Raw genomic sequence first — 20,744 nt, forward strand, 5'->3', positions numbered from 1 at the left:
TATGATTCAAATAGTAAGTTCCTGTTCTTCTTTCATCTTCACTCCCAGATTGAACACTTCTGAGAGTATGTTTATGAAGATTCCTATTAATAGGAAAAACATATATGTCTGACTATCGGAGTCATTGATTGAGTTTATCACTGTCAGGATTATCCCTGTCAAGGTAACAGTCCACGCAAAGAATCGCAAAGGATATATATTCTTTTTATCGAAAACAAATCCTTTATCTACGTTTTTAAGAAAACACACTATGGATATTGCCGACAGGATTATACATGTATATATTACCAATCTTGTACAGGTCTCATAATTGAATACTGTATCCATAAAAATTACATCAGCAATTTCAAGACCGAAACGCAGTATTCCGACAAGCAAACTTGTATATGCAACCGTAAGGCTACAGAACATTGTCAATTGTTTTTTCTGAGAAACTTTGTTTTTCATAATCTTTATCTATTTTTAAATGGTCAAATCATTTTCTTCCTTAATTTTCTCCGCTTTGGCAAATATTTCGACAAACAATACCAACAACATAAACAATATCCAAGGATATTTCAGTCCGAAAGTGTCAATCGTATAACCTGCCGGTAAAGTTATTTCGTTCACAACCTGAGAATACTCTATATATTCTCCTAATTCTTTTATTGCTGAAAACAATACAAAAGAATAAACAAACATACGCATACGGCGAACATTCTTTTTAGTAAGCACCTTATTACGGCAAATATCCAGCAGAAGACCTACAAGAGACACGAAGCCATATAAGAAAAATAACAGAAAAGGGACTGTCAGTATTATAAAATAATCAGTATAAAAACTATCAAAAGTAACATACGTAGATATAGTATCCAGCTTATATGGCACTTTCCTGTTCTCTGCAGAATTATACAGACTATCCGGAACCAATGTTTTATCCTGTATTACAGAAACCAATACCGGATTCATTCCAACATATGTTCGAGGAATAGAATCATCTATTTCACCAAACTTTCTGAGCCCGTCAGTAAAAGCGAAAAATACGATTATCGCTATTACCACAAATCCTAAAATACGTACTGTTTTCATAATCTCAATGTTTATCTGTTACTATTATCCTTATATTCTCTTACTTGTTTTCAATAATTATTTATCGTTTTTCGATATGCAAATGTATATACTATTTTTGAAATACAAAAGAAAAACAAGAAAAATTTATCGAAAAACGATATATTTTTAATCTAATGCAATAAATAAGCTATTATGAAGAATAAAAAATCCCTGACATTCTGCAAACAGCCGTACAGAATATCAGGGATTACATCGTTAAACTTTTAAGAGAGAAAATCTGAAGGATTCTATTTGGTAAACTTCACTGACCGTTTTTGTACGGATTTTTCCTTCCTTGTGTTCCGGAAAAAACGTGCCCGTATTTCAGGTAAAACGTGCCCACGTTTAAGATCGAATGTGCGCACATTTAAACTCGAATGTGCGTACGCCTAAACGGCACTATAAATTCCAACAGAAATACAGTCATAATAATATATAATCAGATTCCTTATATTTATATATTCATGGTCTATTTCATAGCCTCTACCCTATATCCCTGTTCCTGAATCAACTTTAGCAAACCTTGCGGACCAGGCAAATGTCCGGCACCAACTACGAACAAAGTTGGGGCCTGCTTCATAATGTCCGGTAACAGACGGGCCCAGTTTGCGTTACGTCCGTATATCAGCGCTTCCTGCTCTTCTGGAGTACTGTCGCAGGAATTGTTCATCTTTTCTTCAATGATAGAAAGCAGTCCATCCAAATCCTGTTTCATGTAAGCATTAGTCATACGTAATGTCTGGTCAATACCCTGCTCAATATGCGTAGCGGCGCAGTGCAGCAGAAGTGCCTGACGTGCCAGAGTTTGCGAATTGTAAAGAACATTTACTTGTTCATCAATGGTTTCCAGACTTCCTACCTTCTTTCCAGCCTGTCGTGCCTGAGTCTGGAACCAAGTGTCAAGCTGTTCCTGCGGATTAAATCCTTTCAGCGATTTCATAGCCAAAGCCAATGCCAGTTGTGTAGTCACAGCTGCAGGTTTCAGCTTGTCGAACAAGGCAAGATCTACTCCTATATAAGTCTTTACCACAGCTGCTATGGTATCATATTGTACTTTTGTGTAAAAGCTTTTCAGTGTAGTATCAGCCGGCAGTACCATAGCCTGTTGCATCTTCATAACAGATTCAGGATTTGTAGCATCCTCCATCACAAGTTCACCATACACCTGTTCTGTTTGGTCAATAACCTGTTGCAGACTGGCTATACTGTCCTTGATACTGAGCGGTGCAAGGTGATGCGTTCCTATAACGTATGATGGTCTGTCAAGTCCGTTACCTGATATTTTCCATAACAGTTGCGCCTTAGCACCAAGCGTGATGCAGAACAGCAACGCGAATAATAGTGTCTTTTTCATTGTGTTCATTTTTTTAAGTTATACTTCATTTGTTATTTCTTATGTTGCAAATGTATGTGTAAAGAACAAAAGTTTATGTTATCAATACGTTATCTTTAGGTTAAAATGTTTTCTGCAAAAGCTTAGTTATATATCTGCATAATGTTATTAACTCTGCAAATAAAAAAATGTCTAAACAGAAATACATTCATATAATAACAATTTTAGGGTTAATCTCCATCTTCTGCAACTAAGTAAAAAAAATATCAACTCTGAATTCATAGTCTGCGTAATTGATTCCAGCAAAACTATACAAACAAGTAAAAAGATAACAATTCCCAAGCTAGGAATCATCAAGACTGAGGTTATTCCCATAAAATTAGATAAATCCATTGGCATGCAACTAGTTCTGATTAATCCATATTGGAATATATTCAATAAGATGTGGATTATATTCATAACAACAATCATAATGACTATTCTAACAATAGTCTGCACTGTCTATCAGATTAAATATATCTTCAAATTAAACAAAATCTCCCAAATTCGTGAGGACTTCTCATACGCTATGGTACATGACATGAAAACACCTCTAAGTACTATTATGATGGTGCAGGATATGCTGAGAAGCGGAAGACTGGAAGGAAAACCGGAGATAAAGAACAAATACATGAACATAGCGGAAAGCGAAACAGACCACTTGTTTGCTCTCACAAACAAGATACTTACCATCTCCAAACTGGAAAACCATAAACTGGAGATGAATAAAACAGAAGTCGAGCTTACACCGATAATAGAGAAACTGACTGAAAAATTCAAGGCCAAAGCACAGAAACCTGTAAACTTTATCATCAGCTTGCAGGCCAAAACAGCTTATGCAGACAACGATTATCTGGGTGAAGTAATAAGTAATCTGATTGACAATGCCATTAAATACTCAAAAGAGAGTGTGGAAATAAACATCACGGCTGAAGAAAGCGAACGCTACACCATACTGAAAGTACGTGACAATGGGCTGGGTATATCCGAAGCCGACCAGAAAATCATTTTCCATAAATACGAACGCGCAGCGGCGGCAAAGCGCAGTCGCAGAAACGGAGCTTCAGGATTCGGACTGGGCCTGAACTTTGTTGACCAGGTGATAAAGGCGCATGAGGGAAGAATATTCGTAAACAGCACAGAAGGAGAATTTACAGAATTTACCATCTATCTGCCGCTTGAAACTCCAAACGACAAGCATAATCTGTAAAGCACAATGCTGTTTTATCACAGCGATGATATCATATACGTCTAATGCACCATGTATATCCATAAAAATCTCTGATATCCGGTATAAAACATACAGAATATCAGAGATTATCGAGTTAAACTTTTAAATGTTTCTTTAACTATCATATATACTTTCCATGTAGTTCAATCATAATTTCATCAACAATGTAGTCATCACTAAATGTATATAATTCTTCTTTTTCATCATGCATTCTATCACACACTTCAGATGTATAAAAAATATTTAATGCCCTTAAAGGTGTAACATTTAAGCGTTTGGATAATTTAATCACAATACGTCCAATTTTATTCCACATTAAAACAGGTGAAAGCATAATATTATTCTATTATAGGTTCCGAGACTTTATATCTGTAACATAAAATCCCTCTCCGAAATCAAGATTCTTTCTACCAATATTTGCCAAGGGCTGTTCTATTGTATATACAGAGCCATGATATACTTTCATATTAAGTATCTTTATTATTAGTGATTTTAACTTTCTCCCAATTATTCAAAGCTTCAAGAACATCATCAAGCACATACTCCCTACTTTGGGTATGCAATGTATCATAATATTTCCAGATATACCCTTCAATAAACCCTACTCTTTGCATACGAAGATATACATCACTTGCAGAACATTCCAAGTGATTAGCTACAGTCTCAATACAAGAAGAAACAAAAATGGTCTTCAATTCTTCATCCGAACTAATTCTCAAACTCATAAATACAACTCTTTTAGGAACTATTCAACACAAAAATAAAAAATAAAATTCAAAAACAAAAATCCCTGACATCCTGCAAACACACGTACAGAATATCAGGGATTATCAAGTTAAACTTTTAAGAGAGAATTTGAAGGATTTTATTTGGTAAACTTCTCAGTCTCCTTCAATATATAACCGGAATTTCTTTCATCCCACTGATAAGTATTCTTATCGGTAACTTCACCATCTGCATTATAGATAAAGTTTATCTTATACATACGTTTAAGATATTTACCTTCACTTACAGAATAGGCCTCAATATTTGTAACTTTCTTATCTTCTGAGGCTACATTATAAACTACTTTAGGAGTTGACAAAGACACTGACGCGACTGCTGAAATGATTAATTCTGTTATCATAATAATTTAATTTTTAAGTTAGACTTCATTTGTTATTTCTTATGCTGCAAAGGTATGCGCAAAGAACAAGAGTTTATGTTATCAATACGTTATCTTTAGGTTAATACAACCTTCAAAAAAAATATTCAATCTCCTTTCCATAATGTTACATCTGAATATATCCATTCACAGTTAGAGGAAATTCATTTATCATAAGTCTCTCACATTCCATTATTACTATTTTATATATTTCATAGTCATATTTTTTGTTGCATGCTATTAATTTCGATCTATTCATTTGATGCTATTTCTATGTTATCTAAATGTTATTTATTATTTTTGCATTAAAAAATGAAATACCATAATTTTATATTATACTTTACACTCCTAGGTATTATATCCATATTATCTTTACAATATGTATGGCTTCACAACACCTATATTCTCATTAGAAATAATATTTTCATTGAATGCAATAATATAATAGAAGAAGCATTAAATAAAGAAACAAGTATTATTGCAAAACAACTTCCAGAAGGAACACGAATAATTGGTGGCGCAAATACTGATTCTATTCCACAATCAACTTATCTTTATGAAGGAATATCAAAATTAGGATATGAATTATCACTCCAAAGAATAGATTCTATCACGAACATATTATTAAAAGAGAAAAACATTAATAATAGTTTTTATATTAGAATTATAAATCCTAAGAATAAAGAGATTTACGATAGTTACAATAAATACAATCTGAGAAGTTCTTTGTTTTCAATAGAATCCAAAGCCATTCCTATAAAAGCTGATTTATCAAAAGGAATACAACTTGTTCTTGAAAATCCACAAATCTCTATTTTTGAACGAATGGATATCCTTCTTATTTCAACTATCTTTTTTATGATTTTTGTTATTGGAAGTATTATGTACCAAGTAAGAATAATATCAAAAAACAATAAGATCTCCCAAATCCGTGAAGACTTCTCATACGCTATGGTACATGACATGAAAACACCTCTAAGTACTATTATGATGGTGCAGGATATGCTGAAAAGCGGAAGACTGGAAGGCAAACCGGAAATAAAAAACAAATACATGAACATAGCAAAAAGCGAGACAGATCATCTGTTTGCTCTCACCAACAAGATACTTACCATCTCAAAGCTGGAGAACCATAAACTGGAGATGAATAAAACAGAAGTTGAGCTTACTCCAATAATAGAGAAACTGACAGAAAAATTCAAGGCCAAAGCACAGAAACCTGTAAACTTTATAATCAGCTTGCAGGCTAAAACAGCTTATGCCGACAACGATTATCTGGGTGAAGTATTAAGCAATCTGATTGACAATGCCATCAAATACTCAAAGGAGAGTGTGGAAATAAATATCACGGCTGAAGAGAGCGAACGCTACACCATCCTGAAAGTACGCGACAATGGGATGGGCATATCAGAAGCCGATCAGAAAGTCATTTTCCAGAAGTATGAACGCGCAGCGGCAGCAAAGCGCAGCCGCAAGAACGGAGCTTCAGGCTTCGGTCTGGGCCTGAACTTTGTTGACCAGGTGATTAAGGCGCATGAGGGACGAATATTCGTCAACAGCACAGAAGGAGAATTTACGGAATTTACTATCTATCTGCCGCTTGATACTCCAAATAACAGACATAATCGGTAAAACACAAGGCTGCTTATTATTATGGCAATAATATCATATATATCAAAAGTGCCATGTATATCCATAAAAATCTCTGATATCCAGTACAAACCATGCAGAATATCAGAGATTATAGAGTTAAACTTTTAAGAGAGAATTGAAGGCTCTTGATATCCTCCTTCGATTATTTAACCTGAGAGAGATCTTCATTTAATATTCGCTCCAATTGTGGTGCTAATGGTGTTATTATTGTATTATCCATATTCCACTCAACCAGAGGTTTGTTTGATTTTGACTTCAATGCTTTTTTGTACTGTTTCATTTCGTCTTTTGTAATATAATTGTGTTCCAGAACATACAGTTCATCAAAGATTTCAATCATCTGTTCTTTGGAATCTTTCTTGTGGCTAAAGAATAACTTTCTATAGCTCTTTCTGTTTATTAAATCCATATAGGACTGATATTCTGAATTATAGATGTAATTCTCCGTCTGATAAAAGTTTTCGAGGCGTGTTGTGTAACCAAAAAGTGTTTTAGGCTTTTTCCCTTTTGTTGCAAGAACATCATATTCCACTCGTAATACTTTCTGTATAGTATCTATCCTTATTGCACCTCCAACTGTTTCATTTAACAGAAGTCGGCTGTTTATACTATCAGTATTATATTTCCAGCCTTCTTTTTTCAGTGTTTCCATTAAAGTGAGTCCGTCCAGATTTGGAGTATAAATGTATTTATCCACAAGAGTGTTTGCCCTTTCTTTGTCCTTATCAATAAGCGAATCGTTTTGAAAGTTGCGAACTTTTATAACCAGTCTTTCCACATCTTTATGTTTGGGATTGATAAAGAAATCCAGGTATCCATCCCTGAAATATTTCATACAGGAGTCATTCAATTGATAGCTTCTGAAGTAAGTCCTTAGATGAATGTACTCCCTATTCTTCGCCGTAACTGTCACGGCATCCAGCTGATACTCGATGGGTGTCAGATAAATAGGAGTATCTTTCTTAAATAGAGATGATTTGACATTCTCAGGGTTATAGGCAATATGTAGGATAGTAACAACCTCGTCATTCAAGTCTTGAGGTAAGTTACCCTCTATATCTGTTGTACCTACGACTGCTCCCTTATTGTTTAAAATCTGTGCAAAAGATATACATTGACCGGTAGTTTTATCAAGCAAGACAGCCTGTCCTGAAACATTAAGACTCACAAAGAGTAATAAAATGGTAAAGATCTTGAATTTCATACTTTCAATAGACTAAATTTATATTTTAAACGTAAATTACACTAATAAGCAAAAAATGAACCAAGAGTTGCTATAGTTCTTATGCCGCAAAGGTATGCGCAAAGAAAATTAGTTTATGTTATCGCTATGTTATCTTTAGGTTAAGAGACTAAGACTAAAAGATTTATCAAACTATGTATAAGGATGGCATAAACAATATTTCTGCTGCTTTATCGAGTATCTGTTATCAATGCCATAAGCGCATAGTACCGCAGCAGGTACGCAAACGACACTACCTATAACATCTGCCAGATGAAAATCATTGATATGATTCTCATATACATACGGACGGTACGTGTGCGACAGTACCAGCCCGATAGCAGCAATCAGAATACCTGAAATTATAAACTTCAGTTTCAAATCATTCATTTTCCTTAAGATTCTTAGATACAAGTTTTATTAATACAAAAACAGAAGGAAGTAATAATATCGTACATATAATAGAACCTTCAAATCCAAACAATCCACCATTTATTAAATTGTAAGAAGGGTATTCTAATGTTATAAGTGATTGATAAAATTCTCCACCACTGACATTGAAACCAAAAATGGAACCTTGTAGCCAATTCCATGCACAATGTGAAATTACAGCCGTCCAAAGACTTCCTGTCAATAAAAAAATACAGCCATCAAAAAAACCACCTAAAAAAAGATTAACAGCTGAACAGATACTCATATCGGGATTTGCTAAATGTAAAGCAGAAAAAATGAGAGAGGTTATACTTAAACTTATCCAGATATTCAAACCAGAGCGACATAAACGTGTCAACAAATAACCCCTTATAAGAATTTCCTCATAAAAAGCACCAAAAATGAACATTATCAGACTTAAAGATAAATCTTTCCAATGTAATTGAACTGCTGATATATTTGCTGAACCACTCAATATACAAATTATCAGTCCGAGAGTGAATACTATAACAGTCCACAATATAATAATCTTAGAAAATTTTCTTAACTTATTATAAGAACACAGGCCCAGTTCGCTTAAAGGACGTTTGTCTATGATGTAATGCAAAAACAAGATAACCAAAGACACCATTGAACAAGACAGTATAGCAGACAACAAATAATATTGGTCGTTTTCATAACCAGTTGAACCCAATAAAGAAAAAGTGCACTCCTCTGCTATCAAGGCTCCAAAAAAGAAACCCAAAATTAAAAGCAGCAAATCACCCCAAAGAGGTATTCTATTTTTCTTTTCAATATAACGCATAAGCATAACCTTTTTATCCTCCATTATTTATTCAACCAAAGACAAGTTAGATACTTATCCTTTTCCGCATGATAACAAATATCTTCCTTTCCCCATTACGCTCTATCTCCAAAGTAAGGCTCTTTGCTTGTCGGATATATGATTCTAATCTGCCGCTTGAAACGGACATTATGTCGAATTCGTTTGCTCCTTTATCAATAGCTATAACCTTATCACCTAACATTAATCCTGCTTTTTCTGCCGGCCCATTTATTTCCAATGCCGTAACACAAATAGTATTGTTGCGGACATTAAGGCGTAAACCGAGTGAAGGCAGCCCGTCTTTAATGGGCTGAAGTGCCCCATCAGTACGTTTTTTGATATATAGATCTCCATTAGCAAGTATGAAATTGATCTTTCCGGCAAAGATGTTGCCAGCAACATTTCTGTCAATTGATGGTATGTAACTTAACGTACAGTCTGGTATGGCTATCCCATTACAAAACACGGTAATATCATGAAACTCCGCAATGGTATCGGTTAGCCCCTCTCTACGATAGTTGGTATACATTCTCGGTGTTTGGCGTTTTCGTAGCTTCTCATAAACGGTCTTGTCTATTATGATGTCATAATTCGAACCCAAATCAAACATCACGTTCAAAGTATCGGTCTGTTCACTATACAGCTGTAAATCATTTACAGATTCCTTTGTAAGAGTGAATCCTTTACTCTCATATTTCAACAACTGCTCATTGTCAGGTGCAAACATGACCATTTCATTGCTATCCAAATCAAATTTCCAACCTATGTTTTCCATGATGGCTCGTCCCAATACAGGTCTGTAAAGCGCATTATACATACCGTTATCTTTCGGAACTGACGTGAAAATAACTCCTTCCAGTTTACCATCTCCAAGAGTGATATCATTCACTTTATATAGTTTTGAGAAGTAGGCTTGTTTGTAGAAGTTAAACGTTGGCATAGGCTTTCGCTTCCAGTATTCTGCTTCATATCGGTCAAGAATTTCTTGCTTAGCAAGCGAAGTAGATGCTTGTGTGTCAAATAAGAGTGTATCAGTATATTGACCGTTTATCGTAGCAACGACTCCAAAACAACCGTTTGGGTCACGAATTATCGGGAAGGTCTGATGGAAATCTACACTTATATTTTCAACAGCCTTGCTCTGTTCTGCATTGAAATATCTAAGCCAAAAGATTATGTAAACAAAATATGCAAGCACACAGATAAATAGAACTGACAATATGCGGAATAAATAGCGGAAATATTTTTTTATCATACAATTAAAAAAGTTTCTTAATTAAATAGTAAGAACATTCTTGAGGTTTGGGGAACACCGTAACCAATTTCACGATTAGGAGCAGAACTGTTCAATCCCGATGTATGCAGAAGATTGATAAGTTCTATCCGGCTCATTCGTTTGTATTCCAAAAGAGACGCACATAATCCGGCAATGACAGGGGCCGTATATGATGTTCCTCGGCGTGGAGGAGTTGCGTAAGCACATACATCGGGCTTTATGTAACCGACTCCCTCATAGCCCATTGAACTGGAGCTGACACGGGTTGTACTGTCGGATTCAATGGCTCCAACGGATATTACCTCCCTGACATCAGCGGGGAAATTTGAGTAACGCCAAGGTTCGTCACCCTCGTTACCCATGCTCTGAATAAATATCAGGTTAGGATTGACTTGAAGCACACTGTCTACAAATTGCGAAATACGAGAGTTATGTCCGTTGAGCATGGAGGGTGTGTAGCCGTCATAATCATCGAACACCGTATAACCGCATGAGCTTGTTATCACATCTACATTGTGTGACAATAACCAGCGTATGGCATTCATCATACGATCTTCTTCTAATCGCAACTCCGTATCGAAGTCGTCAATCTGGGCCAAATAATATTCAGCATTCCATGCGAGCCCCTTAATTGTATCTCCAGATGAAAGGTAGCCGCCTATGCAGGCGCAGGAATAGGCTCCGTGGTCTCGTTCCCGACCAGATTCCTTGACGAAGAAATCAGTTGTGTCGCCGTCTATGAAATTGGCATAAGCCGCCACATGCATGTTTTTTGTCCATGAGCGTTGCCGCAATCCTCCGAATCCCGTATCCAACACTCCGATTTTAATTCCACGGCCACTGAGATTCAACGAATCGTATGATGCATCGACTATCATTGCCGGAGCTGTTGTATAGACACGTTTCCCGATAGACACATAATGTTCGGGAGGATCTGAAAAATCATTTCGTGTCAGATAATAACCCAGTATTAACAGTGTAACTAAGGAAAGCAATAGTATTCCACCAATAATTCTAAGAACTGTTTTAAATGTTTTCATTGACTTAATGTATTTTTATGTAGTTGTTATTCCCAAGAATATCCTGCTCTATCTCATCTATTGATGCTTGAATATATCTTTTTCGAATGGTATGACCATCCAGAAAATCAATCTCATCGCATAGTTCGTGTAATGTATTGATAAGATGCGATGAGATTATGACAGTCCTCCCTTTGTCCTTCAATTCGCGTATGATTCTCTTAAGTTGAATGCACCCGTAAAGGTCTATCCCATTGAAAGGTTCGTCAAGAATGTACAAATCATTATCCTGAAGGAGCAGGGACATAAGTGCAAGTTTCTTCTTCATCCCGGTGGAATAGTCCGAAGCGAATCTTTCCAATGGCAGTTGAAAGGCTTTGTTCAAGGAATCTATGGCTTCAGCATCCATCTTCTTCCCTTTGGCTTTAATACAGAACTCAAGATACTCCTTTCCTGTGATAAGGGAGTAGAAGAAGCTTTCAGCCGGCATGTAACCCACTGTCATTTTGGATGATTTCCTTATCTCACCGTCATAATCAGTTACTCCCATGATGCAGTTGAAAAGTGTAGTTTTCCCGGCTCCGTTTTCTCCCACCAATCCGTAGATTTTCCCGGATTCGTAAGAAACGGAAAGGTTGTCAAGGACTCTTGTCTTACCGTATGCTTTGCTCAATTCTTTTATATATATCAGTTCCATATATGTTTATATTTTTTCTTGACTGAAAGTGTAAGGCCTATATTCAAAGCCAAATAAAGAATTAGTATGACAGGGTTCAAAATAGAAACTATAAACAACGGCAATGGGAGAAGTAGCCAGTATATTTCCATTACAATTTGTGTCTCAAAGGAAAATCTTGCTATTCCCATGTTCCAAAGATATAGTAATGCAGAAGAAAACAATACAAGACAGAAAAGTATAGCTTCTGCATCGTGTGTAAGCACAAGCATAAATAAAATGAACGGGAGCATGGTTATGAAGATATTCCTCAGGCCTGATTTTACCAGTGTCAGCTGATACATCCCGTAACTGTTATAGACAGAAAGTTCATGCTTCGGTGGCATTACCATATATGCCGTTCCCTGAATAGCTCCCCACAATATCAGGCATACTTTACAGAGATTGATATTGCCATGCAGTACCCCCATAAAAGACAGAAAGAGCAATACCGCATACAATGGTACTTGTTTTCGGAACATCCTTCTATACAGCAAATCCCCACTGTATAATAAAGGCATAGGCAGAACTATAGAATGAAACCTTACAGGGTGAATCCACGGCATAACTACCGCAGTCAGTATGATAACCGGTAAAGAAATGTGATTTGCAGCAATTATCCCCGAAATAATAAACGGTAATCCAAGCAATAAATATTCTGCCGTAAACAATCTTTTGATTCCTTGCACCTGTAAAGACAGAAACTCCTTGTCTTTTCTGCTGTTATGATACAGCCAGAGCATAAGCAGATAACACACCGGCAATACCCATACACTCGTTACTTTCGTAAAAGCATAAAACAGGATGGCAGCGATACCGATAAGAAACAGACACCGGAACGGTCCGATGCCTGCAAATACACGCACAATCTGTTTTGAGCGTAGATTCATATAGAGTAATAAACTCTCCGTCATAATCCCCGTCAGTTATTCTTCATCTGATTTATAACTGCACAAAGCCTTTCCGCTGTAATGGCGCAGTCTCCATACAATACTGGTTTCATCAAAGAAGAACATTATTGATAAAAGGCCAAAGTAACATATAGAAATATCACCTATTATAAAACCTAACAGCAAAGGGATATATCCGCATACACAATGTGCAAGGATATTAGCTATACGGAAATGAATTATCCTCACATCTCCTTTATAAAAAAAACGTATAGTATGGTTTCGCTTATTATGTATTACTGCAAATTTACTATATGACCGAGGATTGATTATAATATAAACGACGGCCTGAATTAACCAGTTCAATAAAATACCACAAAGCACACTGGCGAATATTACATACCTGCCTTTACTGAAATAATTCTCTGAAGTTACATTCAGACTTTCAGTTCCATAAATGGCAGAAAACAGCCACATCATCACTGGCAGGATAATAATGAATGCCACTATTGCTTTTAGATTTATTCTTTTAGGTTCTGTGAAGTCTATCATCACTTCCTCCCCTTCAGACCCTCTTCCGTACGAAATTAATGTTCCTTTTCCGGATGACTGTCCGCTAAAATATTTCTTAAACGCTTTCATATCTATTGCATTTTTTCATCTTATTCTTTATCACACTGCAAATATAATGTGATACAATCAAATCATTTGTTATCCTTATGTTATCTTTAGGTTAATACTTCAATTTATGGTTTATATTAATAATCATAATATTATATTTGCACTGAAAAACCATTAAAAAGTCATATAATATCATACATGGAGACTTCAAAACGTAAGAAAAACATATTATTCATCACCATACTGTCTGTTGTAGGACTTATCGGGGCAATAGCTCTGCAGATGATATGGATATACAATTCGTATGAACTGATAAGAAACGATTTACTCAAAGTAAGTTTTGAGGTATTCGAGAAAGTTTTAAGAGAAGAAACGAACTTAGCCTGTAAGGAAATTCCTGAAGGTACAGAAATACTAGCCGGTCCTGAAAGTGACTCCATACCTTCAATAACATATCTGTATGAAGGCATACAAAATCTTGGCATTGAAATGTCAATCAACAGAATGGATTCTTTAGTAGAAATATTTCTGAAAGACAAGGATATAAGCAATAATCATTATATAAATATTATTGACATTAAGAATGATACTATCATAAAAAGTACCTCTGAAAATCAAGCTGATTTAGACGACAGATTGAATTCTAAAATCATTCCTATAAAAACAGATTTGTCACAAGGAGTACAGTTGGTATTATTAAATCCTTATATTTATATTTTCAAGCGTATGGGCCTGATGATTGCCGGCACATTCATCATCATGCTGCTCGTAATCGTCTGCATCAGCTATCAGGTAAGATTTATTTCACGCTTCGAGAAGATTTTCCAGATTCGCGAGGACTTCTCCTACGCTATGATACACGACATGAAAACTCCGCTTACTTCCATCATCATGGCGCTGAATTTCCTCAGAAGCGGAAAGCTTGACAACAGGCAGGAAATGAAGGACAAATATTTCGACATTGCCGAAAACGAGGCAGACCACCTGCTTACCCTTACAAATAAAGTGCTGACCATATCCAAGCTGGAAAACCATAAACTGGAGATGAACAGAACAGAAGTTGAGCTTACTCCTATAATAGACAAACTGACCGAGAAGTTCAAGGCGAAATCGCAAAAGACAGTGAATTTCATTACAGATATAAAAGCCGAAACAGCTTATGCCGACGCTGAATATCTGGAAGAGGTACTAAGCAACCTGATAGACAATTCCATAAAATATTCGGATGAAAGCGTGGAGATAAGAATAAGCACTGCTCAGGACGACAGATACACTATGCTGAAGATACGCGACAACGGATTCGGGATTTCAGAAAAAGACATTCATCTGATATTCCAGAAGTTCGAACGCGCATCAGCCATAAAGCGTAGCCGCAAAAACGGCACATCGGGCTTCGGACTCGGACTGAACTTTGTCGATCAGGTGGTAAAGGCACATCACGGGAAGATATTTGTTACCAGCATTGAGGGTGAGTTTACTGAATTTATAATATATTTGCCTCTGACAGACAGTGAGGAATAAACCAAAATCAATAATAATATGACAAACAGACAATTGAACTTTGATAACATAGACAAGGTGGAGAACCTCATTTATACTCCGCTGGAAAAGAAATACCTGAAAGTACAGATAGTAAAAACAGTATTGGTTTATATCATCTTTATGGGGCTCACACTTCTGCTCCTTCTGGCAGATGAGTTCGCCTGTCGTGTGACAACGACAATCGGCATCGAATGTGTTTTCCTGACAGCTATGATTGTAAATCTTTTTCTACTTCCCAAGGCCTATGCCTACAAAGGATTCGCCATCCGCGAGCATGACATCACATACCGTTCAGGAATCATATTCCCTTCCGTAATTACGATTCCTTTCTGTAAGATACAGCAGGTCAGCGTACGCCAGAACCCGATAACACGCATTTTCGGGCTTTATGCCATCGACATCGTAAACGGTGCGCAGATGCTTGAAGCTACCAGCATTCCGGGACTGACTGAAGAGAAAGCAAACGATATTAAGGCACTTATAACAGAAAGCATAAGAAATGAAAATAAATGATTTCTCAATACCGCGCAGGATGAGCAAAAGTGCTTTCGTGATTTTCTTCGTGAAGGCTCTGCGAAGCTATGCAAGTCTTATTCTGATACTTTTCACTGTCAGGATATTCGATTCGTCCGATGAGACTTCTGTCATGGAATACATAATAATGCTTCTGTCCTATCTGGCAGGATTCATTGCCATATCGCTGATAACCGCATTCCTAAGTTTCTACTTCAAGAAATATTACGTAGAGGACGGTAATCTGATTTTTATCCATGGTGTAATACAGCATGAAAGGACAAGCATCCCTCTGAATAAGATTCAGTCTTTACGTACCAAGAGCGGTCTCATCTATCGTATGCTTGATATGAAAGGCATCTCGTTCGACACGCTTGCATCACGTACTGAAGAGATAGAACTCATACTTGACGATGACGACTGGGATGCTCTGTTAAGCCGTGTGGAGACTCAGGAAAATACACAGGAGGAAGTACAAGAGACTGAAGCTACGGAACAGGCGGCTACAGAAAACAGTAAAACCATTAAACTGGAGGTAAGCAACCTGAATCTGATTAAAGGTGCTCTCTGCCAGAATCACCTGAAAGGCATGGCTGTGCTGTTCGGTGTGCTTGCCACGCTATACAATCAGATAACTTCCGTTAACGATAAGGCTGCAAACTATTTCATAGACTATGTAGAGACACATGCCGATTCTTCAGCGTTCTCTGTTACAGCTGTATTAACGGTCATCGTGATATTGTACTTAGTAATACTGATTCTGTGGATGGGAAAGGTTTTCCTGCAATACTTCAATATGGATATACGTATGGGCGAAAAACAGCTTTTCTTCGAAAGCGGACTGATTACGCGCAACAGCAGCCGGTTCTCATTCGACAAGGTATGTACACTTTACGTGAAAAGGAATATCATTGAAAACTGGTTGGGATGCTGCACTATAATGGTCAGGCAGGCACTGAATGCCACAGACGAAAAGAAAGGTGCCGACGTAAAGATTTACGGTTCGTCGCATGACGGAAACTTCCTGAGCTGGTGGCTGGGGAAAGACTATACATCCTCGCCCTCTGTCATTTCTGCCCGTTCCGGTTATGGTCTGCTTGGCTACACCATAAGATTCGACATTCTGATTTCGCTGGCAGTAGCCATAGTCTTGTGCTATTACGGACAGTACATCTGGCTTTTTGCTCCCATAGCTTATATGCTGGTTTCGCTTGCCAAGGGATTTCTTGCTGTACGCAGAAGCCATATCACCCTCAAAGAGGACTATATGGAAATAAGCAACGGAAAGTTTGCCGAGATTTATAATTATGTGAAGTATGAGGATATAGAGGTAGTACGTATGGTTTCCACTCCTTTCACACCATATTACCATAGGGTGAAACTGGTGATTTCCACCAATGGAACATCGTTCGTCATAAGGAGCCTGAAAGAACAGGAGGCAAAGGAGATATACGAACTGTTATTGCTCAACTGCCACAATTACTAAATCATATTTTCACTTTTATTCAATTTTTATTTTACAAACACACAGACAATACGATATTTTGAATACCTTTGTGTAGAAAAACGAGAAAAACGATGATAAAACTGTTATTAGTAGAAGACGACAAGAATCTTTCATACATAGTCCAGAGCGGACTACAGGATATAATTGGCGGATATGAGGTAATCACCGCATTCAATGGCAAGGAGGGCTTGCAGGCATGGGAGGAACATCATCCTGACATCATCATATCGGATATAGACATGCCGGTGATGGATGGTTTCGAAATGGTACGCCATATCAGGGAAACTGACGGTGACACTCCTATCCTTTTCGCCTCTGCACTTACATCGCCAAAGGACGTCAGAAAAGGTTATGACATAGGCGTGAACAATTACGTGAAGAAACCGTTCATCCCTGACGAGCTGGATGCCCATCTGCACGCTATACTGAAAATGAAGGAAGGCTCGAAGACGCGTGATGAAAGCGGGATGTGCAAATTCGGGAAATATACTCTCGATGCAGGACACGCTACGCTGCACAACAATGAATCCGGGAACAACACTACGCTGACTGCCAGAGAGGCACAGGTTCTGCAACTGCTTGCTGAAAACAAAGGTGAGGTAGTAAGAAGAGAGGTAATCCTGAACCGTTGCTGGGACAAGAATGATGATTATTTCGCTTCGAGAAGTCTTGATGTGTTCATCACAAAATTGCGAAAGCTGTTCGAAAACGACCCTCAGGTAGAGATCAAGACAGTAAGAGGTGTTGGACTTATGCTTACTGTAGGGCAGTAAGTATTATTTACAGAAAGCTATGAAAAAAATTATTCTAATAACCGGAGGACAACGCTCCGGCAAGAGTACATACGCTGAAAAGCTTGCACATCAGCTAACGGACAGGCCTGTCTATCTTGCCACAGCAAAGATATGGGACGAGGAGTTCCGCCAGCGCGTATTGCGCCATCAGCAAAACCGCGGTCTGGAGTGGACTAATATAGAGGAAGAAATGGAATTAAGCAAGCACAATCTGGAAGGAAGGGTTATCGTGATAGACTGTATCACACTTTGGTGCACTAATTTCTTCTTCAAGCATCATGATGTCCAGAAAACACTGGACTCAATAAAAGCAGAGTTCGACAAATTTACCGTTCAGGACGCGACATTCATTTTCGTGACAAACGAGATAGGTCTTGGAGGAGTATCAGAGAATGAGATACAGCGCAAATTCACAGATGTCCAAGGATTTGCAAACCAGTATGTAGCTTCGAAAGCCGATGAAGTGATTTTCATGGTTTGTGGTATTCCAATGAAGATAAAATAAAAAATAATCAGAAAATGAAAGAGTTTAATATCAAACCAATACACGATCCGCAGTTTGAACTGGAAGTAATCGACAAAATAGACAATCTTACAAAACCAAAAGGTTCTTTGGGCCGACTAGAAGAGCTTGCCAAACAGATTTGCATGATCCAGCATACACTTTCTCCACGTTTAAGCAATCCATACAACATTCTGTTTGCCAGCGACCACGGTATAGTGGAAGAAGGAGTTAGCGTCTCTCCAAAAGAAATAACATGGCAGCAACTATATAATTTCCTGGATGGTGGTGCTGGAATAAACTTCCTGTGCCGACAGCATGGATTTGAACTGATGCTGGTAGATGCCGGAGTAGATTATGACCTGCCTTATGACCGTGGAATAATCAACATGAAGGTAAGAAAGAGTACCCGCAATTATCTTCATGAGGCGGCAATGACCAAAGAAGAAATGGAACTGTGCATAGAGAGAGGAGCTGAATGCGTGGAAATGGCCCATAACAAAGGATGCAACATAGTAAGCTTCGGCGAGATGGGTATAGCAAACACGTCAGCCTCATCGCTATGGATGTCATCTTTCGCTAATATACCATTGAAGCAATGTATCGGTGCCGGAGCAGGACTACAAGCTAAAGGTATAGAGCACAAATATCAGGTCTTGAAACAGGCACAGGACAATTTCAAGGGAGAGCACACTGCCGAAGAAATAATTTGCCGGTTTGGAGGATACGAAATGGTAATGGCTGTAGGAGGAATGCTTAAAGCTGCCGAACTCAGGATGATTATTCTTGTTGACGGATTCATTATGAGCAACTGCATACTGGCAGCATCACAACTTTATCCTGAAGTTTTGCAATACGCCATTTTCGGACATCAGGGAGATGAAGCCGGCCACCGTATTCTGCTGGAGCATCTCAAGGCATCACCGCTGCTTCATCTCAATCTTCGTTTGGGCGAAGGAAGCGGAGCCGTCTGCGCCTACCCTATAGTAGATTCTGCAGTCAGAATGCTGAATGAGATGGACTCATTCAAAAAAGCGTCTATAACAAAATACTTTTAAACTCTAAAGACTAAAAAAGACTATCGGAATGAATCAGATTCTTGCTGCTTTTATATTCTTCACCCGTCTGCCGTTCTGGAAAATCAAAAGCGTACCAGACGAATGTTTCAAACATGTAGTCAGCTATTGGAGTTTCAGCGGATGGCTCACGGGCGGTATCATGGCGATATGTTTCTGGGGTGTCAGCCAGATACTTCCGGTCCCAATAGCGGTAATAGCGGCGCTTACAGTCCGTCTTCTCATAACCGGAGCATTGCATGAAGACGGACTTGCCGATTTCTTCGACGGCTTTGGAGGCGGAAGAGACAGGGAGAGCACTCTCAGAATTATGAAAGACTCCCATATCGGTACATACGGTGTCCTGGGATTAATCATATACTATCTTCTGGGGTACCAGCTCCTGAGTTCCATAAATCCGTCATACACTCCGTTTATACTGCTATGCTGCGATTCTTACTGTAAATTCGTATGCAGTCATATACTATGGCTGCTGCCTTACGCCCGTAAAGAAGAAGAAAGCAAAGCAAAGGTTATATACTCAAGACAAAACTATAAGGAAGAAACAGCATCAGCCATCGGAGGACTGCTTCCGCTTGTATTCATGCCTCACAGTTTCTTCATAACACTGCCGGTTCCGATACTGGTATTTATCTATATACAACACCTGTTGCGAAAACGATTGGGTGGATATACAGGCGATTGTTGCGGAGCGTCATTTCTGATATGTGAACTGTCAATGTGGTTCTCCATTGCAATAGTTTCAGGATTGATCCGATAAAAACCTAAATACGATGAGTACAGGAAAAAAGAAGAAAATAGTATGGGTGAGACATACCGCCCCGGATGTAATCCCGGGAACATGTTACGGCCAGACTGATGTACCGTTAAAAGCTTCATTTGAAGAAGAGGCATTAAGATGCGCCGGACAGCTAAAGAAATACTCATTCCAGAAAGCATATACCAGTCCACTCTCACGCTGCACACGGCTTGCCGGGTTCTGCGGCTTCAAGGAAGCTGTCCATGACCCGCGGCTTATGGAGATGAATTTCGGCAACTGGGAGATGAAGCGTTATGACGAGATAGACGATCCATATCTGTCCCGGTGGTTAGACGACTACCTCCATCTTCCCGCACCTAACGGCGAATCTCTGGAGATGCAATATTCCAGGATATCATCCTTTATTGATGACATTCTTAAAAAGGAAGAAAACGAAATCGTGGTTTTCTCCCACGGCGGAAGCATAGTATGTGCTATGATTTATGCCGGTATGGCAACATTCGAGAACGGATTCAGCAAACAGCCCTCTTATGGTGAAATTGTAGAGATGGAGTTCTGAT

General features: G+C 38.1%; 25 protein-coding genes. 10 read left to right on the top strand and 15 right to left on the bottom strand.

Annotated elements, in window-relative coordinates:
* Nucleotides 1–6: 6 nt before the first annotated feature.
* The 3 genes from H6A27_RS04455 to H6A27_RS04465 all read right to left on the bottom strand — a co-directional run bounded on the left by H6A27_RS04455 (nucleotide 7) and on the right by H6A27_RS04465 (nucleotide 2,443).
* On the bottom strand, nucleotides 7–447 hold the full coding sequence (locus H6A27_RS04455; protein ID WP_204507840.1) for a DUF2975 domain-containing protein: 441 nt from the start codon (nucleotides 445–447) through the stop codon (nucleotides 7–9).
* A gap of 15 nt (nucleotides 448–462) precedes the next feature.
* Entirely contained in the window at nucleotides 463–1,068 is a 606-nt protein-coding gene (locus tag H6A27_RS04460) for a DUF2975 domain-containing protein (RefSeq protein ID WP_204507841.1), read from the bottom strand.
* Between the two features lie 490 nt (nucleotides 1,069–1,558).
* Nucleotides 1,559–2,443: a TraB/GumN family protein gene (locus H6A27_RS04465; protein ID WP_204507842.1), complete on the bottom strand. Its 885-nt coding sequence runs from the start codon at nucleotides 2,441–2,443 to the stop codon at nucleotides 1,559–1,561.
* 376 nt (nucleotides 2,444–2,819) lie between these two features.
* On the opposite strand from H6A27_RS04465, the gene H6A27_RS04470 reads away from it, so the two are divergent.
* On the top strand, nucleotides 2,820–3,671 hold the full coding sequence (locus H6A27_RS04470) for a sensor histidine kinase (protein ID WP_204507843.1): 852 nt from the start codon (nucleotides 2,820–2,822) through the stop codon (nucleotides 3,669–3,671).
* 142 nt (nucleotides 3,672–3,813) lie between these two features.
* On the opposite strand, the gene H6A27_RS04475 is transcribed toward H6A27_RS04470, so the two are convergent.
* The 4 genes from H6A27_RS04475 to H6A27_RS04490 all read right to left on the bottom strand — a co-directional run bounded on the left by H6A27_RS04475 (nucleotide 3,814) and on the right by H6A27_RS04490 (nucleotide 4,818).
* The gene (locus H6A27_RS04475; protein WP_204394730.1) at nucleotides 3,814–4,026 is read right to left on the bottom strand and encodes a DUF3791 domain-containing protein; all 213 of its coding nucleotides are present in this window, start codon (nucleotides 4,024–4,026) and stop codon (nucleotides 3,814–3,816) included.
* 12 nt (nucleotides 4,027–4,038) lie between these two features.
* A complete protein-coding gene (locus tag H6A27_RS04480; protein WP_204507844.1) occupies nucleotides 4,039–4,158 on the bottom strand; it encodes a DUF3990 domain-containing protein in 120 nt (39 codons plus the stop codon).
* 1 nt (nucleotide 4,159) lies between these two features.
* Nucleotides 4,160–4,417, bottom strand: a complete 258-nt coding sequence (locus tag H6A27_RS04485) for a DUF3791 domain-containing protein (protein ID WP_204394732.1) — start codon at nucleotides 4,415–4,417, stop codon at nucleotides 4,160–4,162.
* Nucleotides 4,418–4,557: 140 nt separating this feature from the next.
* A complete protein-coding gene (locus H6A27_RS04490; protein WP_204402782.1) occupies nucleotides 4,558–4,818 on the bottom strand; it encodes a DUF3836 domain-containing protein in 261 nt (86 codons plus the stop codon).
* Between the two features lie 876 nt (nucleotides 4,819–5,694).
* On the opposite strand from H6A27_RS04490, the gene H6A27_RS15110 reads away from it, so the two are divergent.
* The gene (locus H6A27_RS15110) at nucleotides 5,695–6,468 is read left to right on the top strand and encodes a sensor histidine kinase (protein WP_239469567.1); all 774 of its coding nucleotides are present in this window, start codon (nucleotides 5,695–5,697) and stop codon (nucleotides 6,466–6,468) included.
* Nucleotides 6,469–6,631: 163 nt separating this feature from the next.
* Here the strand turns inward: H6A27_RS15110 and H6A27_RS04500 are convergent, their stop codons facing one another.
* The 8 genes from H6A27_RS04500 to H6A27_RS04535 form a co-directional block, all read right to left on the bottom strand.
* On the bottom strand, nucleotides 6,632–7,693 hold the full coding sequence (locus tag H6A27_RS04500) for a hypothetical protein (RefSeq protein ID WP_204507846.1): 1,062 nt from the start codon (nucleotides 7,691–7,693) through the stop codon (nucleotides 6,632–6,634).
* Between the two features lie 171 nt (nucleotides 7,694–7,864).
* Nucleotides 7,865–8,101 carry a hypothetical protein gene (locus tag H6A27_RS04505; RefSeq protein WP_204507847.1) on the bottom strand — a complete coding sequence of 79 codons (237 nt, stop codon included), beginning with the start codon at nucleotides 8,099–8,101 and terminating at the stop codon, nucleotides 7,865–7,867.
* Nucleotides 8,094–8,972 carry a CPBP family intramembrane glutamic endopeptidase gene (locus H6A27_RS04510; protein ID WP_239469568.1) on the bottom strand — a complete coding sequence of 293 codons (879 nt, stop codon included), beginning with the start codon at nucleotides 8,970–8,972 and terminating at the stop codon, nucleotides 8,094–8,096. Before H6A27_RS04510 ends, H6A27_RS04505 begins: the two co-directional genes overlap by 8 nt.
* Nucleotides 8,973–8,994: 22 nt before the next feature.
* Nucleotides 8,995–10,224, bottom strand: coding sequence for a hypothetical protein (locus tag H6A27_RS04515; RefSeq protein WP_204507848.1), 1,230 nt, complete (start codon nucleotides 10,222–10,224; stop codon nucleotides 8,995–8,997).
* Between the two features lie 17 nt (nucleotides 10,225–10,241).
* Entirely contained in the window at nucleotides 10,242–11,285 is a 1,044-nt protein-coding gene (locus H6A27_RS04520; protein WP_204507849.1) for a S8 family serine peptidase, read from the bottom strand.
* Between the two features lie 4 nt (nucleotides 11,286–11,289).
* Nucleotides 11,290–11,961 carry an ABC transporter ATP-binding protein gene (locus H6A27_RS04525; protein ID WP_239469569.1) on the bottom strand — a complete coding sequence of 224 codons (672 nt, stop codon included), beginning with the start codon at nucleotides 11,959–11,961 and terminating at the stop codon, nucleotides 11,290–11,292.
* Nucleotides 11,952–12,893 carry a hypothetical protein gene (locus H6A27_RS04530; RefSeq protein ID WP_204507850.1) on the bottom strand — a complete coding sequence of 314 codons (942 nt, stop codon included), beginning with the start codon at nucleotides 12,891–12,893 and terminating at the stop codon, nucleotides 11,952–11,954. Before H6A27_RS04530 ends, H6A27_RS04525 begins: the two co-directional genes overlap by 10 nt.
* Nucleotides 12,894–12,905: 12 nt before the next feature.
* Nucleotides 12,906–13,511 carry a hypothetical protein gene (locus H6A27_RS04535; RefSeq protein WP_204507851.1) on the bottom strand — a complete coding sequence of 202 codons (606 nt, stop codon included), beginning with the start codon at nucleotides 13,509–13,511 and terminating at the stop codon, nucleotides 12,906–12,908.
* 177 nt (nucleotides 13,512–13,688) lie between these two features.
* Between H6A27_RS04535 and H6A27_RS04540 the strand changes: the two genes are divergently transcribed.
* The 8 genes from H6A27_RS04540 (at nucleotide 13,689) to cobC (ending at nucleotide 20,743) form a co-directional block, all read left to right on the top strand.
* Complete coding sequence (locus H6A27_RS04540; protein ID WP_204507852.1) at nucleotides 13,689–15,011, top strand: sensor histidine kinase; 1,323 nt, start codon at nucleotides 13,689–13,691, stop codon at nucleotides 15,009–15,011.
* 18 nt (nucleotides 15,012–15,029) lie between these two features.
* The gene (locus tag H6A27_RS04545) at nucleotides 15,030–15,545 is read left to right on the top strand and encodes a PH domain-containing protein (protein ID WP_204507853.1); all 516 of its coding nucleotides are present in this window, start codon (nucleotides 15,030–15,032) and stop codon (nucleotides 15,543–15,545) included.
* Nucleotides 15,532–17,031: a PH domain-containing protein gene (locus tag H6A27_RS04550; RefSeq protein ID WP_204507854.1), complete on the top strand. Its 1,500-nt coding sequence runs from the start codon at nucleotides 15,532–15,534 to the stop codon at nucleotides 17,029–17,031. Before H6A27_RS04545 ends, H6A27_RS04550 begins: the two co-directional genes overlap by 14 nt.
* 92 nt (nucleotides 17,032–17,123) lie before the next feature.
* Entirely contained in the window at nucleotides 17,124–17,825 is a 702-nt protein-coding gene (locus H6A27_RS04555) for a response regulator transcription factor (RefSeq protein WP_204507855.1), read from the top strand.
* 19 nt (nucleotides 17,826–17,844) lie between these two features.
* Nucleotides 17,845–18,351 carry a bifunctional adenosylcobinamide kinase/adenosylcobinamide-phosphate guanylyltransferase gene (cobU, locus tag H6A27_RS04560; RefSeq protein WP_204507856.1) on the top strand — a complete coding sequence of 169 codons (507 nt, stop codon included), beginning with the start codon at nucleotides 17,845–17,847 and terminating at the stop codon, nucleotides 18,349–18,351.
* Nucleotides 18,352–18,365: 14 nt separating this feature from the next.
* The gene (cobT, locus tag H6A27_RS04565) at nucleotides 18,366–19,406 is read left to right on the top strand and encodes a nicotinate-nucleotide--dimethylbenzimidazole phosphoribosyltransferase (protein ID WP_204507857.1); all 1,041 of its coding nucleotides are present in this window, start codon (nucleotides 18,366–18,368) and stop codon (nucleotides 19,404–19,406) included.
* Between the two features lie 28 nt (nucleotides 19,407–19,434).
* On the top strand, nucleotides 19,435–20,184 hold the full coding sequence (locus H6A27_RS04570) for an adenosylcobinamide-GDP ribazoletransferase (protein WP_204507858.1): 750 nt from the start codon (nucleotides 19,435–19,437) through the stop codon (nucleotides 20,182–20,184).
* Between the two features lie 13 nt (nucleotides 20,185–20,197).
* Nucleotides 20,198–20,743 (top strand): alpha-ribazole phosphatase, encoded by a 546-nt coding sequence (gene cobC / locus H6A27_RS04575; protein WP_204507859.1) that lies wholly within the window; start codon nucleotides 20,198–20,200, stop codon nucleotides 20,741–20,743.
* Nucleotide 20,744: the final 1 nt, after the last annotated feature.

The sequence above is a fragment of the Bacteroides caecigallinarum genome (assembly GCF_016902295.1).
Taxonomy (GTDB): domain Bacteria; phylum Bacteroidota; class Bacteroidia; order Bacteroidales; family Bacteroidaceae; genus Phocaeicola; species Phocaeicola caecigallinarum_A.

Excerpts from the sequence above, each read along its gene's own strand:
- cobU (WP_204507856.1), top strand. The coding sequence starts at position 17,845 with ATGAAAAAAATTATTCTAATAACCGGAGGACAACGCTCCGGCAAGAGT.
- H6A27_RS04480 (WP_204507844.1), bottom strand. The coding sequence starts at position 4,158 with ATGAAAGTATATCATGGCTCTGTATATACAATAGAACAGCCCTTGGCA.
- H6A27_RS04460 (WP_204507841.1), bottom strand. The coding sequence starts at position 1,068 with ATGAAAACAGTACGTATTTTAGGATTTGTGGTAATAGCGATAATCGTA.
- H6A27_RS04525 (WP_239469569.1), bottom strand. The coding sequence starts at position 11,961 with ATGGAACTGATATATATAAAAGAATTGAGCAAAGCATACGGTAAGACA.
- H6A27_RS15110 (WP_239469567.1), top strand. The coding sequence starts at position 5,695 with ATGATTTTTGTTATTGGAAGTATTATGTACCAAGTAAGAATAATATCA.
- H6A27_RS04515 (WP_204507848.1), bottom strand. The coding sequence starts at position 10,224 with ATGATAAAAAAATATTTCCGCTATTTATTCCGCATATTGTCAGTTCTA.
- H6A27_RS04520 (WP_204507849.1), bottom strand. The coding sequence starts at position 11,285 with ATGAAAACATTTAAAACAGTTCTTAGAATTATTGGTGGAATACTATTG.
- cobT (WP_204507857.1), top strand. The coding sequence starts at position 18,366 with ATGAAAGAGTTTAATATCAAACCAATACACGATCCGCAGTTTGAACTG.
- H6A27_RS04535 (WP_204507851.1), bottom strand. The coding sequence starts at position 13,511 with ATGAAAGCGTTTAAGAAATATTTTAGCGGACAGTCATCCGGAAAAGGA.
- H6A27_RS04530 (WP_204507850.1), bottom strand. The coding sequence starts at position 12,893 with ATGACGGAGAGTTTATTACTCTATATGAATCTACGCTCAAAACAGATT.
- H6A27_RS04475 (WP_204394730.1), bottom strand. The coding sequence starts at position 4,026 with ATGCTTTCACCTGTTTTAATGTGGAATAAAATTGGACGTATTGTGATT.
- H6A27_RS04470 (WP_204507843.1), top strand. The coding sequence starts at position 2,820 with ATGCAACTAGTTCTGATTAATCCATATTGGAATATATTCAATAAGATG.
- H6A27_RS04555 (WP_204507855.1), top strand. The coding sequence starts at position 17,124 with ATGATAAAACTGTTATTAGTAGAAGACGACAAGAATCTTTCATACATA.
- cobC (WP_204507859.1), top strand. The coding sequence starts at position 20,198 with ATGAGTACAGGAAAAAAGAAGAAAATAGTATGGGTGAGACATACCGCC.
- H6A27_RS04485 (WP_204394732.1), bottom strand. The coding sequence starts at position 4,417 with ATGAGTTTGAGAATTAGTTCGGATGAAGAATTGAAGACCATTTTTGTT.
- H6A27_RS04510 (WP_239469568.1), bottom strand. The coding sequence starts at position 8,972 with ATGGAGGATAAAAAGGTTATGCTTATGCGTTATATTGAAAAGAAAAAT.
- H6A27_RS04540 (WP_204507852.1), top strand. The coding sequence starts at position 13,689 with ATGGAGACTTCAAAACGTAAGAAAAACATATTATTCATCACCATACTG.
- H6A27_RS04490 (WP_204402782.1), bottom strand. The coding sequence starts at position 4,818 with ATGATAACAGAATTAATCATTTCAGCAGTCGCGTCAGTGTCTTTGTCA.
- H6A27_RS04545 (WP_204507853.1), top strand. The coding sequence starts at position 15,030 with ATGACAAACAGACAATTGAACTTTGATAACATAGACAAGGTGGAGAAC.
- H6A27_RS04455 (WP_204507840.1), bottom strand. The coding sequence starts at position 447 with ATGAAAAACAAAGTTTCTCAGAAAAAACAATTGACAATGTTCTGTAGC.
- H6A27_RS04550 (WP_204507854.1), top strand. The coding sequence starts at position 15,532 with ATGAAAATAAATGATTTCTCAATACCGCGCAGGATGAGCAAAAGTGCT.
- H6A27_RS04465 (WP_204507842.1), bottom strand. The coding sequence starts at position 2,443 with ATGAAAAAGACACTATTATTCGCGTTGCTGTTCTGCATCACGCTTGGT.
- H6A27_RS04500 (WP_204507846.1), bottom strand. The coding sequence starts at position 7,693 with ATGAAATTCAAGATCTTTACCATTTTATTACTCTTTGTGAGTCTTAAT.
- H6A27_RS04505 (WP_204507847.1), bottom strand. The coding sequence starts at position 8,101 with ATGAATGATTTGAAACTGAAGTTTATAATTTCAGGTATTCTGATTGCT.
- H6A27_RS04570 (WP_204507858.1), top strand. The coding sequence starts at position 19,435 with ATGAATCAGATTCTTGCTGCTTTTATATTCTTCACCCGTCTGCCGTTC.